The 15,347-nt window shown below is 42.1% G+C and carries 10 protein-coding genes and 1 riboswitch; all 10 genes read right to left on the bottom strand.

Annotated elements, in window-relative coordinates; genetic code table 11:
- Positions 1–11: 11 nt before the first annotated feature.
- Positions 12–770 (bottom strand): precorrin-4 C(11)-methyltransferase, encoded by a 759-nt coding sequence (gene cobM / locus G601_RS0114590; RefSeq protein WP_026492638.1) that lies wholly within the window; start codon positions 768–770, stop codon positions 12–14.
- 28 nt (positions 771–798) lie between these two features.
- Positions 799–1,941, bottom strand: coding sequence for a cobalt-precorrin-5B (C(1))-methyltransferase CbiD (gene cbiD / locus G601_RS0114585; RefSeq protein ID WP_051205884.1), 1,143 nt, complete (start codon positions 1,939–1,941; stop codon positions 799–801).
- A gap of 5 nt (positions 1,942–1,946) precedes the next feature.
- Positions 1,947–2,573: a precorrin-8X methylmutase gene (locus G601_RS0114580; RefSeq protein ID WP_026665803.1), complete on the bottom strand. Its 627-nt coding sequence runs from the start codon at positions 2,571–2,573 to the stop codon at positions 1,947–1,949.
- A 5-nt stretch (positions 2,574–2,578) separates the two neighbouring features.
- A complete protein-coding gene (locus G601_RS0114575; RefSeq protein WP_026665802.1) occupies positions 2,579–4,048 on the bottom strand; it encodes a cobyric acid synthase in 1,470 nt (489 codons plus the stop codon).
- Positions 4,049–4,058: 10 nt separating this feature from the next.
- Positions 4,059–5,582 carry an ABC transporter substrate-binding protein gene (locus tag G601_RS23505; RefSeq protein ID WP_051205883.1) on the bottom strand — a complete coding sequence of 508 codons (1,524 nt, stop codon included), beginning with the start codon at positions 5,580–5,582 and terminating at the stop codon, positions 4,059–4,061.
- Positions 5,583–5,587: 5 nt separating this feature from the next.
- On the bottom strand, positions 5,588–7,291 hold the full coding sequence (locus tag G601_RS26955) for a sirohydrochlorin cobaltochelatase (RefSeq protein ID WP_242834430.1): 1,704 nt from the start codon (positions 7,289–7,291) through the stop codon (positions 5,588–5,590).
- Between the two features lie 171 nt (positions 7,292–7,462).
- A riboswitch (cobalamin riboswitch) is annotated at positions 7,463–7,671 on the bottom strand.
- A gap of 28 nt (positions 7,672–7,699) precedes the next feature.
- A complete protein-coding gene (locus G601_RS0114555) occupies positions 7,700–8,845 on the bottom strand; it encodes a diguanylate cyclase domain-containing protein (RefSeq protein WP_026665801.1) in 1,146 nt (381 codons plus the stop codon).
- The gene (locus tag G601_RS0114550; protein WP_026492643.1) at positions 8,842–9,639 is read right to left on the bottom strand and encodes a response regulator; all 798 of its coding nucleotides are present in this window, start codon (positions 9,637–9,639) and stop codon (positions 8,842–8,844) included. The genes G601_RS0114555 and G601_RS0114550 overlap by 4 nt, the downstream gene beginning before the upstream one ends.
- A gap of 16 nt (positions 9,640–9,655) precedes the next feature.
- Positions 9,656–13,141, bottom strand: a complete 3,486-nt coding sequence (locus G601_RS23490; RefSeq protein WP_051205881.1) for a DegV family protein — start codon at positions 13,139–13,141, stop codon at positions 9,656–9,658.
- A complete protein-coding gene (locus tag G601_RS0114540; RefSeq protein ID WP_207638061.1) occupies positions 13,138–14,994 on the bottom strand; it encodes a hybrid sensor histidine kinase/response regulator in 1,857 nt (618 codons plus the stop codon). The genes G601_RS23490 and G601_RS0114540 overlap by 4 nt, the downstream gene beginning before the upstream one ends.
- Between the last annotated feature and the right edge of the window lie 353 nt (positions 14,995–15,347).

Below are 15,347 nucleotides of genomic sequence, written 5' to 3'. Positions count from 1 at the left end.
ATAAGCTTTCATCAAAGCTTTTTCTCTCTATAGCCTGTAGAAAAATCTGCCGCGTAAAGTCTTGATTTTTCATAGCCTGACTGTGCCACAGTCTTACCAACGATAATGAGCGCCGTCTTGTTTATGCCGTTATCAGCGGCTGTCTTTGCAAGGCTCTCCAGCGTGCATACATATTTTTTCTCATCATCCCATGTAGCTTTATATACGATCGCACAGGGTGTATCCGCAGCCATTCCTGCATTTTGGAGTCTGTTTGAAAGTCTCTCAAGGTCACCTGCGGAGAGGAAAAATACCATGGTTGCTCCGTGGGATGAAAGTGCTTCAACAGATTCCTTTTCAGGCACCGGTGTTCTTCCATCCATTCTGGTAATAATTACGCTCTGGCTGATTCCGGGGAGTGTGTATTCCATATTAAGTGCAGCCGCAGCTCCGCAAAAGGAGCTGACGCCCGGAGTTACATCATAGGTTATCTTTTCTTCATCAAGGATATCCATCTGCTCCCTTATTGCTCCGTAGATTGACGGATCACCGGTGTGAAGTCTCACAACATCCTTGTTTTCCTTACGTGCTGTTTTTATTATCTCTATAACCTCTTCCAGCGTAAGCCTGGCGCTGTCATGAATCTCCGCATTCTCTTTTGCATATTGAAGAAGCTCGGGATTAACAAGTGAGCCTGCATAAATAATTACGTCAGCCTCCTCTATCAGCTTCTTCCCACGTATAGTTATTAGGTCCGTAGCTCCCGGTCCTGCGCCTACAAAATGAACCATTCCGTGTCCTCTCATCTATGTTTAATACCTATTTAGTCATTTCCAAAAACAGCTGTGCATTTTCTGTTCTTACAAGCTCTGTATATTCATTTGAAAAAACTATTGTTTCCGTTTCTATTTTCCCGCCTGAAAACTCTTCCATGGCTTCCTTTATTTTCGATACCATCCTGTGAAATACCTTATCCCCAAGACCTGCTTCATTTATTATGTTCACGGCTTCATCTGTCATTACGCAGCTAAGAACCTTTTCCTTTATATCGCTGCTTCCTGTATCCTCCTGAACCTCCGATACTATTCCGGAAAGGATTTCCATTCTGTGGTCGCCGTACATGGAGTGGGTATTCTTTATTTTTCCTGCGACCTTGACAAGCTTTCCTATATGTCCAACAAAGAGCATTTTGGAAAAGCCCTCATCGCAGGCAATTTGCACCGTGTCATATACAAAGTTAGAGCATAGCACCGCATCATTTTCATCGATACCATATCTCTGCTTCAAAAATGTAAGGCCGTAGTTCCCGGGTGCTACCAAAAGCACTTTCTTATCTTCAGCGCGCTTTACTCTAACTTCAGTTCTTATGGTATCAAGAATAGCCGCATCACTCATTGGCTCAACTATTCCTGTGGTTCCAAGAATTGATATTCCGCCAACTATGCCAAGCTTTGGATTAAAGGTCTTCTCCGCAAGAGCCTTACCATTAGGAACGCTTATAGTAACCTCAACTCCCTGATTCGTTCTTCCATATTTTTCAAGGACATCTTCGAGATTTTCCCTTATCATTTTCCTTGGGACAGAGTTAATTGCAGCTTCTCCTATGGGCTGATCAAGTCCGGGCTTTGTTATAACTCCGACGCCTTCGCCACCCTTTATGGTGATTCCCTGATCATCCAGAAATCGAACCGTAGCAAACACTTTACTGCCACTTGTTATGTCAGGATCATCTCCGCCATCCTTAATAACTGCGCAGCTTACAGAGTCATCCGTCCTTGTAATATCAAGTATCTCTGCGTTATAAACAGGTCCCTTTGGCGTAACAATGCTGGCATTAAAAATGTCCTCTCCGGATATCAGCATTATAAGAGCTGCCTTTGCGGTAACCGCTGCACAGCTCCCTGTTGTATATCCGCACCTTAGCTCTTTTTTGTTTTTTAATACTGTCATCTCATCCGGCATAATACCTAATCCATGTTATACAGAATCGAATTGCATATCGCAGCCGCAACTCCGCTTCCGCCTTTCCTGCCCCTGTTAATTATGTAAGGGATATCTGTTTCAAGAATCAGTTCCTTAGCTTCAACCACATTAACAAAGCCTACCGGAACGCCTATTATAAGCTCCGGTCTATAGCCCTCATCTATCATTTCTCTAAGCTTAATAAGTGCAGTCGGTGCATTACCTATGGCATAGATAATTGGCGCATCTATCTCTCTCGCCTTTTCCATGCTGACGTAGGCTCTTGTCACCTGTCTTTCCTTTGCTTCCTTTGCGACCTCTTCATCAGCCATGAAGCAGTGAACCTCTCCGCCATATTTACCCAGCGTCTTTTTACTTATCCCCTGCAGCGCCATATTTGTGTCCGTTACAATATGGGCACCTCTTCTTATGGCATCCTTGGCCTTTGTGACAGCGTCCTTAGAAAAAGTCATTGTATCCGCATATTCAAAATCAGCTGTGGTATGTATCACCCTTATAATGGTTGGCTCAAGAATTTCGGGAAAGCTCTTTTCCATCTCCGAAAGCTCTTCTTTAATTATCCTAAAGCTCTCCTTCTCTATATCAGAAGGAAGTATGTGTTTTATTTCCATAAAAGTTAAATTCCTATAGCTCTGTAAATAAGTTCAAATTCAAGGCTCTGTCTAAGCACATCAGCAAGCTTATCAAGTTCCTTTTCCTGGTGACTTCCTGCGTCCTCAATTACAAATTCAGGATTAGCAATTCCCTTCTTTTTACAGGTGACATCGAGTATCCTTTTGCAAAAATCTGCTGAATCAAAAATGCCATGAAGATAAGTGCCAAGTACATTTCCGTTTGCCACAAGAGGAAAACTCATTTCACCCTTATTGCTGATTCCCATGTGAATCTCGTAGCCGCTTACCTCTGCTCCGTTTATTACCGCAAAATCTCCTGATACACCTTCGATTATTCCCGTGGTCTGTCTGAGCATTTTTTCATGTCCAAAGACAGTTGAAACCGGAAGAAGTCCAAGCCCATTACAGCTTCCGCCACCTTCAAGATTATCGCTGTCATCTATTTTTTCTCCCAGCATCTGGAAGCCGCCGCAGATTCCAACTACAGGAGTTCCACTCTTTGCTCTGTCCAATATCACTTCACGAATTCCGCTTTCCTTTAGCCATTCAAGATCCTTTAGGGTGTTCTTTGTTCCCGGAAGCATTATAAGGTCAGCATCTTTAAGCTCGACTGCGGTCTTTGCATAATGAAGACTTACTCCGTCTACCCTTTCTAAAACTGAAAAATCCGAATAATTACTAATAAACGGAAGCCTAACAACAGCTATTTTTATCAAGACCTCACTATCACTTTTTGTAAGCTTATTATCAAGTCTCTCTGAAACGCTGTCCTCCTCATCTATATCAAGTGGAACGAAGGGCACAATTCCGGCAAAGGGAATGTCACAGTATTTGGCGAACATATCAAGTCCCGGAGTAAGCAGTGAAACGTCGCCCCTGAACTTATTGATAATTAGTCCTTTTACTCTTTCCCTCTCACTATTTGACAACAGATTTACCGTGCCAAGAAGCTGCGCAAAGACGCCGCCGGGATCAATATTACCTGCAATAAGAACGGGAGCATCCAGAATTTCTGCAAGTCCCATATTCACAATGTCGTTTTCCCTCAGGTTGATTTCAACAGGACTTCCTGCTCCTTCAATAACAATGATGTCTGATTTATCGGACAGTCTTTCGTAAGCAGCTTTTATGTCAGGGATAAGCTGCTTCTTCATCTTGAAATAATCAGCAGCTCTCATATTTCCAATCGGAAGTCCATTTACTATGACCTGGGAAGTGGTATCTCCCATGGGCTTTAATAAGATGGGATTCATGTCTGCGGAGGGTTCCATTCCTGAAGCATAGGCCTGTACCACCTGGGCTCTTCCCATCTCCTTCCCATCTCTTGTCACATAGGAATTAAGGGCCATGTTCTGGGATTTAAAGGGAGCTACCCTGTAGCCATCCTGCTTTAATACTCTCAGAATTCCTGCAGTCAATATGCTCTTTCCAGCACCTGACATGGTGCCCTGTATCATTAGATTTTTTGCCAATTTTCTCCCCTTACCTCAGTTTATGGAAAAACTCCGTATCCTCTTTTTCACCGGAGATAATGTCCCCGAGGTTATCTATAATTGTTCCTGTCTCGTTTGCAAACTGATAAAGAGCTTTATCAGTGTAATATACCTCTCCGCTTTTAAAGGCCTTGAAATCACTGAAGGTAGTATCCGTACTCATAAGAGATTCAAGAGACTCGGGAGCTTCTTCTATTGTGGAATTATAAATAATGATGTCTGCCTCTGAAGCGTATCTGTAAAAGCTCTCCATACTGATAGTCACCTGGGAGGTTGCCTTCTCATCATCCTCCATGTCCGGGCCAAGATATTTTCCACCTGCGATTTCAATCATCTTTGAGAAGTAGTCACTTCTCTTTTTGGTGCTTACCATATGATTGGATTTTATGGAGAACACAACAACCGTTTTTTCTGATGCATCTATGTCATCAAGCTTTTTTACAAGCTCTGTCTGACTTTCAAAGGAGCTTTTTGCTTCAGCTTCTTTATCTGTTAATAGTCCGTAAATCCTGATCCATTCAAGACGTCCAAGAGGATCCCTTTCATAGCTGCATCTGTCAATAAAAACAGGAATGGACAACTCACCAAGCTTATCAATAACCTTAGGTGTGTGAAGGATCATGGTGTTCTCTATAGCAAGATCAACTTCCTTCATTATTATCTTTTCATAGTCCGGAGCACTGTATTTTCCTCCGTATTCCATGGTACCTTCCTCCATAGCCTTCCTGGCTGAGTCCACGTACCACTTATCCTTTTCTATTCCTGAAAGTATAACCTTGCCCGTTTCTCCAAGGGTGTCAAACTGACACATAACCCCTGAGGCTGCGCAGTAGATTTTATCAAGAGGCTTTTGAAGGATTATAAAATCGTCTCCTTCAGGAGCACTCTTACCTTCAGGTACCACCAGATAATTTCTTCCATCATCCACAGCTATAACTGCATATCCATCGCTATATCTATGTATTGCAAAGCATTCCGCATATTCATTTTCATCAGTTGAAACGTAGCTTAAGCCTTCTATTTCAAGCTTTTCCCGAACGTCATACTGCTGACCATCATCTGACATAGATGCCGTTTCATCTGCTTCCTGCTCTGCGCTGTTTTCTTTGTCATTACCATCAGCTGTGATAAGAGTAAATCTAAGCTGATAATCTATTAAATGTGGCTGGCTCATGGCTGTAGTATCAGCCTGAACTGCCATATCCTTATCAAGCTCAATCGGAATTATAAACTCCGAATTGCCCTCAGAATTAACCGGATAATAGGTTTCATCTCCAACAATCATATAATCGTAGTTGGGACTGCTCCATACGATATCCGCCTCTGCCCTTTTATTCTTAACCGTTACCTTGCAGGGACTTTCTATATATGCTTTTCCGCTTCCTCCCATAAGTGACACAGATGCGGTATACTCCCCATCGGAAATATTACCGCATCCTGTCAGACTTAAGGTGAAAAGAAGTGTTAGAAAAGCAATCCATACTATTTCTATTCTTCTTTTTATATTATTCATAAATTTTATTTGATCACATCACCTGTATGTGAAACGTATACTTCCTGAACCTCGGAAATTCCGCCAAGTCCTGCTATCTGGCACTCGACACTTTCGAATGAACCGTCCTTTTCAAAGCCACTCTTCCAGCTGTCCTCATCATCACCAGCCATATCGTTGTTAGCATGGTCACCTGCAACAACCATAAGAGGACGAAGAATGACCTTCTTATAGCCTGCAGCCTTAACAGTTTCGATCACTGCATCAAGAGCTGTCTCCTCCGGAAGACCTTCAACTGTTCCGATGAAAACATTCTTATGTCCAAGCTTCTCCATCTGTGTCTGCATCTGGGAGTATGTTACGTTAGCTGTGTGTGATGTTCCGTGTCCCATAAATACGAAGGCTGTTCCATCCTCATCAGCAGCTTCTATACTGTCGAAGCCTGCTTCCTTAACAGCTGCGTTTGTAATAGCCTTTGCAACCTTTTCCTTGTCCTCGTTGATGATAGTTGCATCCTTACCAACTTCTCCAAGAAGAGGCTCTGCGATTTTTACTGACTCAAACTTATCGCTGTACTTATCAAGAGCTTCTACAAGCTCGTCGTACTCAGCACCGTGCATAAGGTGTGTAGGCTGAACTACAAGATTCTTTACACCGTTATCTACAGCTCTCTGAAGGGCCTGATCAACGTTATCGATTTTCTCACCATCTCTTGCATATACATGGTTGATAATGATCTGAGCTGTGAATGCTCTTCTTACAGACCAGTCAGGATAAGCTGCCGCAAGTGCCTTCTCGATTCCTCCGATGTCCTCTGCCCTGCTGTCGTTAAAGGATGTACCAAAGCTTACAACGAGAAGCTCGTTTTCACCGATATCATCTGCATTTAACGGATCATCCTTGGAAGCATCTCCTGTGTCATTACCAAAGTAATCAGGATCTGCATCTTCACCTTCTACAAGCTCCTTCTGAGCATCTGTAAGCTCATCCCAGGCTTTCTTTGCTTCCTCACAAAGTGAATCTGTCTCCTCTGTCCATGTCTGTACATAAATGGAGTCTATCAGATCTGCCACCTTTTTTGCTGCCGCCATGTCGTCATCACCTTCCCCTGCTTCGCCAGTCTGTACGTCAGATACTGTTACCTCATGGTCATACCACTTACCCTTTGTTCCGATAAGTGCAAGCTGGAAGGGCTCATCGATTGCTGGAACAGGTACATCAAAGCCATATACCTCTTCCTCTGTTCCATCCTCATATTTAACCTGATCAGTTGTGGGCTCAAGAAGAACTGCTCCGTCCTTCTGCGCATCCTCAGCTGTTCCGGGGAAAAGATTAACGATATTCTTGGAAGGAAGTGTGATGTGAATTGTCATCTCACCATCTTTAACTGTAAGTGTTCCTCTGTCAGCATAAGCTTCATTAATATGGAACATGCTGCTGTCAGTTGTGAATTTTGCGCTGTACTCACCATCCTCAAGGGCTCCCTCTTCGGCTGCCTTTGTACTCTCCTCTACAGTGGCATCTGTATTTTCTTCAGACTTTTCTTCCTCTGCAGGCTCCTCGGCCTTCTCCTCTACAGATTCCTCAGTCTGTGCTTCAGCAGTATCCTCTGTTACTGTTTCTGTAGCAGTCTGATTCTCCTCTGCAGGTGCTGCCTTCTGACCGCAGCCACTCATCAAAGAAATTGCGAGTACAGTGGTCATGATCAGTGCAATAGTTTTTCTTTTCATAATATGCCTCTCTCCTTTTGCTTTTTTTGCATCGATGGATAATCAGGAAATTAAAGAAAAATAGAAAACCTCCACCAGAAGGCAGAGGTCAAAAAATACGCACGCAATTAAGGCAAACAAAAAATATTTGCCCCAAAGTATTCGTACGGCTAATTCCTCGTAGCCCGGATAATCCATGTACAGCGAAAGGCAGGTCTCCCGGCTGATCGATTCAGCACTTGCAGCGCCAGCTTCACCTTCCCGGATTACTCCAGTGGTATTTGAAACCGGCTCTCGAAACACGGTGACGAGATCGTGCAGGATTCTCACCTGCTTCCCTTTTCACCTGCACGACATACATAGCATATACGCCTGCAGACACCTTACGCTTTATGCAATTGTTCTGTTAATAATATCACAACGATGATTTCATTTCATCATCATTTTCTCAAAGTTTTCATGCATGAGGTTCTCAGCTCTTTTAACAACTATGCTCATATCCGAGGTTCCATACATGCAATAGACAGGTGCAAACGCAACATTTATGCCCTTTTCAGAGATCAGCTTCTTTACTCTCTCAACGTCTGTATTAAAGAACACCTCATCTGTCTCAAATCCAAATGCAACAAACTCCGTTCCGTTCATACGGTATACGTTATTCTCTCCAAATACCTCCATAAGTGCCTTAGCTAGAATGATAACTATCATGTCGCCTACTTCATAACCCTGGGATACATTTATCTCCATAAGGCCTATTAAGTCACAGCGAAGAAATCCGAAGGGCTGCCCTTTGTCGAAATCCTTTTCAACATATTTTTTATAAGCGATATTGTTATAGGCACCTGTAAGCGTATCGTTATAGCTATAGAAAAAGCTGCGCTTTTGCTCCTCACGCTGCATGATGAGCTGGGCAATAAAGTATGATATCAGCCTTATGATCTCTGCAACATCTTCAAGCTGGTTCTTCGGAACATCCGTTACTCCGCATACTCCGAATGTAGTCCCCCTAAATTCCAAGGGGCCCAGCACCACATTATCTATATCATTGGTCTTTATAAAGTCGTAAAGTGACGGAATAGACGTCTTACAGGACTCCGCACTTCCAATGATCAGACGGTTATTATTATCCTCGAAGGCCTCCAGAATTTTATCTATAAAACCATCATAGGGAACATACATAAGCTCAAGGGAGGTTGCTTCAAGCTCCTCGTCAAACCATTCGTAGGTTCCTCTGTATTTGCCGTTTTTCTGATCCTCAAAGATAAAAATACGCATGGCACTAAGCTCTTTTCCCAGGAACCTTATCATGGAATTTATGTTTTCCTCAGGAGAATTAGAAGCTACAGCGTACTGAATTGCACGATTAATAAAGCGGTCTCTCTCCTTCGCCTTATAATCCTTCTTCCACCAGATAATAAAATTTACTATTAAAACAGACATCAGAAGCGTTCTTAACATGATGTAACTTCCAATGTTTATCCTATCCTTTAGAAGAAGTGCATAAAGAGCGACAACAGCCATCAGATAGCCGCATATCCCTATGAGATTTTTATTTAGCGTCAGTGCTTTTTTCATGCTTTAGCATCACCATCCGTAATCTCAAAACTCTTTGGAACCTTCTCAAAGAATTCGTTTAACGTTTTTAGCAGCTCCTGCTTGGTTACTGTTTTCAGGATATAGCCTTCTGGCTTTAGCGAAACAACACGCTTAATGCTCTCCCTGTCACCCTTGCCTGTAAGGAACATAACCGGAATCTGTGAGGTTGCAGGGAATGACTTTAGCATCTCCAAAATGGTAGGGCCATCAACCACCGGCATATCGTAGTCAAGAAGTATGAGATCCACCCTTCGCCTTGATATATATGTTATTCCCTGGGTACCGTCCTCAACTGTGCTGACAGTATAATTAAACCTTAGCCACTCTCTTACCATTCTCGCGTAAACCGGGTCATCGTCTATTATGAGAATGCTGTAATGGGCGTTTTCATCTGCAAGTCGTTCTATCTCACCCTTGATCTCATCGGTCAGAGCCTCCATATCCACAGGTCTTCCCATCCAGGTACAGTCATGGAATGCAGGTACACTTTGAATAAACATATCCCTATCTCTGTCTGCACCAATAAGAATAAGTCTCCTGTTATGATCCCTTACCGCATCACAAAGCTTGAAGAGATCCTTAACCTTTTTCTCTTCATCAAGAATTGTATTCTGAAGATATATCAGGAAAATATCAGCCTTCTCCATAAAGGCCATGATCTGTTCCATATCAATCTCCAGTAAGGTCACATTAAAATGCTGCTCTGTGAGACTTTTCTCTATCGATCTGACAACCACACTGAAGTGGTTTGAAATAAGTACGACCCTGCTCATTTGCTTACCCCCTGTGTCAATTATCTATCAGGTTTCTGATTTCATTAAATTCCTTTTTATCCAGATGTTCCTTAACCTTTTTGAGGATTTCCATATCCTCGTCTGGCAGATCATAATCAGCAATTTCATCCAGTATTTCTGCGATCATATTCTCATCACAGTTATCTGCGCCTTCCAGTATTCCCTCATAAACACTTACAAGAAGATTGCTGTCGAACTTTTCTTTTACCCCAGGTGCATTTTCCTTCTCATCGTTCTCTACGGTCTCTTCACCCTTTTCATTCTCATTATTAAAAAGCGGTCCAAATACTTTCTTGTAATTCCTGAGTTCATCAAGGGTTTTAGCAGTATTCTCCTTTATAAACTCAAGGTTGTTAGCTTTTCCTGCCATCTCCAGGGCTTCTGCATGCTCTCCAAGCTCTGTTGCTCCAATTAGTCTTGCTGAGCTCTTCAGGGCATGGACCTTTATCGTATAATTCTTATAATCGCCGCTGTTATAAAGAGCTTCTATCTCATCTGCCTTTTTATCTATTGATTCATAGAATATCTCAATTATTGATAAAAGTGCCTCCTCGGATCCCGAGTAATCAAGAGCTATCGCACTGTCAATTCCCGGAAGCTTTTCATACCACTTCTTATCATCACTGCTTTTGGCTTCAATAGTCGTGGTTTCTTCCGTATCTTCCGCATCTTTTGACTCATCATTTTCTTCTTCAGTCTCTGATGATTCATTTTCTTCTATGGCATATTGAACCAGATTCTCAGCTTCCTCGTTATCCTCTGCTTCATCTTCACATAACAGCTTACTAAGCTCATAGGAATTATCTCCCTTCATCATGAAGGACAGGCCAACAGCTCCCATTCCACAGTTAAGGGATACCACCGCTGACACCTTCTGCATAAGAATATGCTCGAAAGAAAATCTTTTCCTGATAGCCTCCTTTATTCTGGTGCGTCCTTCCTCAGTAAGCTCAATATATTCAACTATTATCACATCAAGGTCAGGCCTTATCCTCTTAGGAAGTGTGTTTTCGATATATTCCTCATAGCATTTCAGATAATCACCTACATACATTCTGCCGATATAAATGCTTCCGTTTTTCACATTGATACTTGGTCTGAATCCAAAGGTACTTATAAAGCCATATATCCATTTTCCTATGGAACCACGCTTCATCAACAGCTCCGCATCACCTGTGATAAAGCTGCATCTTGTTCTCTGCTTGGCTTCTTCTAACTCCTCCAGTATTCGTTCTGTGCTGGCGCCCTGCATGGACAGCTTGTAGGCAATAAGTGTCAGCATACCCATTGCTCCGGAATTGTAACCGGAATCAAATACCTTAACGTTGCCATATTCCTTTGCTGCCTCAAGGGCATTTTCATATTCCTTACTGATAGCAGGAGGAAGTGACAAATAAATAACTTCGTGAGCCTTCTTGATTTCTTTTCCGAAGAAACGCTCAAAATCCTCCACTGAAGGCGGCATGGATTCAAAGGATACACCCTGCTTCATATAATTTATTACTTCATCCGTGCTGGCCTCAATACGGTCAGAATATGTCTTACCATCAGCAATAATATTGAAGGGTATAATATCAATCTGGCAATTCCTAAGGGTACTCTGGGGAAGATCGCACATGCTGCTTGTGGCAACTATGACGGAAATCTTCTTGCTGTACCCTCTTGCAGAATTCATTCTGACCTTAGTATTATTATCCGTAACTGTCCGCTTTACCTTAAGCTCAGGCAGGTGCTCTAAAAGCATCTCCTCCAACTGATTGCCTGATATAGGCTTAAGGAGGTAGCCGTCAAATCCACTCTTGTTATAAAGCTCTCTTACATCACTTCCCGCATTGGCAGTAAGTGCTATCGCAGGTACCTGATTGTTAAGTCCTCCGGCCTGCTTCCTTATATACTGAAGACATTCTATTCCATCCATGTCAGGCATTAGGTGATCAAGGAAAATAATGTCATACTTCTCACTTAAGGTCATGGAGAGGGCTTCATCTCCGCTGGTGACTGTATCAATCGTCATCATGGTATCGGCAATGAGCTTCCTTTCCACTTCAAGGTTCATCTCATTGTCATCTACGATAAGGATTCTTGCATCAGGAGCAGTGAAGCTTGGCATATACTTTTTATCCGGTCTCTTAAAGCCAAAGTTCCGAATGTCTATCTCACCTATGCTGTCATGTCTTGCAACCTTCTGCCTTAATGTAACGATAAATGTAGAGCCTTCCGTGTACACACTACTGACAGTTATCTTGCCGTTCATAAGATCAACAAGGCGCTTTACGATCGCAAGACCAAGACCTGTTCCCTCGATTCCTGCATTTCTCTCCTCATCAACTCTTTTGAAGGCATCAAAAAGATATGGAATTGCATCCTGCTTAATTCCAATACCTGTGTCAATTATGGAAAACAGAAGAAGTACATAATCGCCGTTTATTTCACCCTTTTCAATATGCAGTGTTACAGCGCCTTCGTCAGTGTACTTGACCGCATTATTAAGAAGATTTATGAGAATCTGCTTAATTCTCGTCTCATCACCAAAGAGCTCTACCGGGATGGTGGGATCCACCTCAACGTTAAACTCAAGGCCCTTTTCCTCTGCTCTTAGCCACATGATATTTACAATATCAGAAACCATGTTTTCCATATTGTAGTTAACAGGAACGATATCCATTTCCCCTGCTTCCATCTTGGAAATATCAAGGATATCATTTACAAGTGTAAGGAGCATACGTCCCGCACCCTGAATGTGCTGTGAGTCCTTCAGTATTTCATCCGATGCGTCTTCCTGTCTTAAAATGATCTCATTTAATCCAAGGATTGTGTTTATAGGAGTTCTGATCTCATGGCTCATACTTGAGAAGAAGCTGTTCTGATTGTTGATGAGCTCCTCGATCTTTTTGTTCTCTTCCTTAGCTCTCTTGTTCTCTTCCTTATAGAGTTCCTCTTCGAACCACACCGTCAATGTGATGATCACGCCCACCATAATAATGGAAAGCATCGAATCCACATAAAACATTTTGTGAGTATGCTGATATACTGTCTCAGGATAAAAATATCCCATTGCATAGAACAGAACTCCTTCGACAGTTAAGATTACAAGGATCACAGGCTTCCATTTTCCGGAAAGTACAAGTCCTATATACAAATATGCAAATATAACCCAGAGGATGCCACCGCCCTCAATTCCGCCTCCACAGAAGAACAGAATCGGTAGCAGCACAAAAACAAGTCCAAGCACCACTATCTTTGCAACCTGATTAACCTTATCTCTCTTGACGGAAATAAAGGTCATTATCGGAACCATAATAACAGAGAAAATCAGTGCTCCGATTTCTATAATGTTTTCACCAAAATAAATGTCGCCTGCCAGCGCCAGTATAATTACCGGTGAGATGACCAAAGTCAGCAAAATGAATATGCGCTCCCTGAAGTCTCTGGAGGGATCTTTGATCATCGCGATTATTTTTCTCAATAATCTGCGTATCATTTCGCACCTCCGTTACGACTTATCCTGCCATCGGCAAGAGCGCGATTCATTACACTTTCAAATTCTATTATTTTAATAGGCTTACTGATAAATCCATCGAAGCCCTCTCTTATAAACATCTCCTTTGCGCCGCTTATTGCATTTGCCGTAAGGGCTATAGTACAAAGCCGTTTACCCTTTCTTTCTGCTATAAGCTTTAGCTTCTTCATGGCTTCGACACCATCCATTTCAGGCATCATATGATCAAGGAAAATCACATCATAATCTTCCCGCTCGTATTTTGAAATAGCCTCCTGTCCGCTCTCAGCGGTATCAGTTATCATGTTGTAATCCTTAAACAGTCCTGATGCCACAACAAGGTTCATGGGTTCATCATCGACAATAAGGGTCTTAACACCATCAAGCTCAGGTCTCATTCCGGCCTTACCGGGCAGGTATCCCAGCTCATCATTGTTAAGTATTCTTACAACCGGATAGGCATAGATGGGCTTTGGCATGCTTATTACATAGGTTCCCTTTGATAAATTGACTCCTCTGTCTGAAAATACTGCAACCTTAATGTCTCCCTTTGCTATATCATCAAAGAATTTCGGTGCGCATTTATACTCCTCATACCCCATAAGGATATGTGTAATATCTCCTCTTTCGAGAATTTTCTTAAGCTCTGCCAGACTGGGCGTAGCATACAGATTAACCCTTAATCCGGATGCCATATTGATGGCCATCTCATTATAAAAAGCCCTGACCTTTAAGTTATTAAAATTCTCAGGATTAACATGGTAAGCGATATTTACGAAGTTTCTGGCTTTCACCTTAAGGCATGGCGAAGCATCAAGGACTCCCTGTACAACGCTGATGCGCACAGTAGTCCCCTTCTTCTTTTCACTCTCTATAGAAACAAAGCCATTCATCAGTCTGACAAAGCCATAAACTATGGATAGTCCAAGACCGATACCTCCGGTACTTCTGTTTCTTTTCTTATTAGCCTGATATCCGCCCTTTGAAACCTTTTCTATGTCAGCTCGTTTCATCCCGACACCGGTATCCGTAACTTCGATTATGAGATTTATTCCATAATCCTTTCTCTTTCCGGTTATCTTAAGGCATACTCCACCTGACTTTGTGTATTTGATGGCATTATCAAGAAGCTGAGTGATGATCTTATTCAGTCTTGCGCCATCACCCTTAAGAAGCGTCGGAAGGTTGGGATCAAGATCAATGATAAGCTCAATCCCCTTCTTTATACCCATAATATTGATGCCGGCAACTATATTATTGACAAGGGATATGATGCTGTACTTTTCCTCAACAATGATCGCATCGCCTCTTTGTATCTCACTGTAATCCTGGATGTCTTCTATCTGATGTGAAAGACGGATTCCTGCATTTCTTATGGAGACAATATCCTCACTGAACCTGTTTTTTAAGATAAGCTCAGACATTCCCGTTATGACATTTACAGGTGTCCTCAGCTCATGTGAGATGTTCACAAGGAAATCCTCCATTGTGGCGCTGCTCATCTCCTCATCACGCTGCTTTGCATCAAGCTCGGTCTCTATCTTTTGATGCTCCTCAAGGAGATTAAGTAAAGCCTTATACAAGCACACTTCGGCTACGCAATGCAATATTATTCTGGAAATTACAAGGGAATCAAATTCGATATAGTTATTTAATGCCGAGACCACGGTCTGTATTATCATGATCAGATAGAATTCTGCCAGATTTAGATGTAAAAAGATTTTTCTCTTTAAGAGTGTCGCGGTAACAAGAAGTAGTGAAGATATAATAAAGACATCGAAAAAGCTGGTTAAATGAACACCATGAAAAAACGCCACCATCATCGAAAAAATCATATAGAAATTTTCTCTGAATCTGATGTCACGATACTGACTTATATGAATGGCCCAAACTGCGATAACGCCGCATAAAATTAAAGGTGCAACCCAAAATTCCCATCTCAGGTTTACACATTCTATAATAGCCCCGATGCACGCAATGGTAATAATGACAATTACAACATTATGTGATTTCAGATTCCGGCCTGTATTATCATTCACCTCTACATCCCCTCAAACGATCATGACATTCCACCGCATCCTTCACCTAACATATGTATTTTATCATGTTTATATATACGTATTTTTATTCATGGACTTAAATTTCCATAAACATTCCATGAATAAAAAGTATAAAATTAGCCGGTGCA

The organism is Butyrivibrio sp. FC2001 (assembly GCF_000424125.1).
In the GTDB taxonomy this organism is placed as follows: Bacteria; Bacillota; Clostridia; order Lachnospirales; family Lachnospiraceae; genus Butyrivibrio.
Note: the sequence above shows the minus strand (reverse complement) of the source record. Positions and strands in the feature narration are given on the sequence as shown.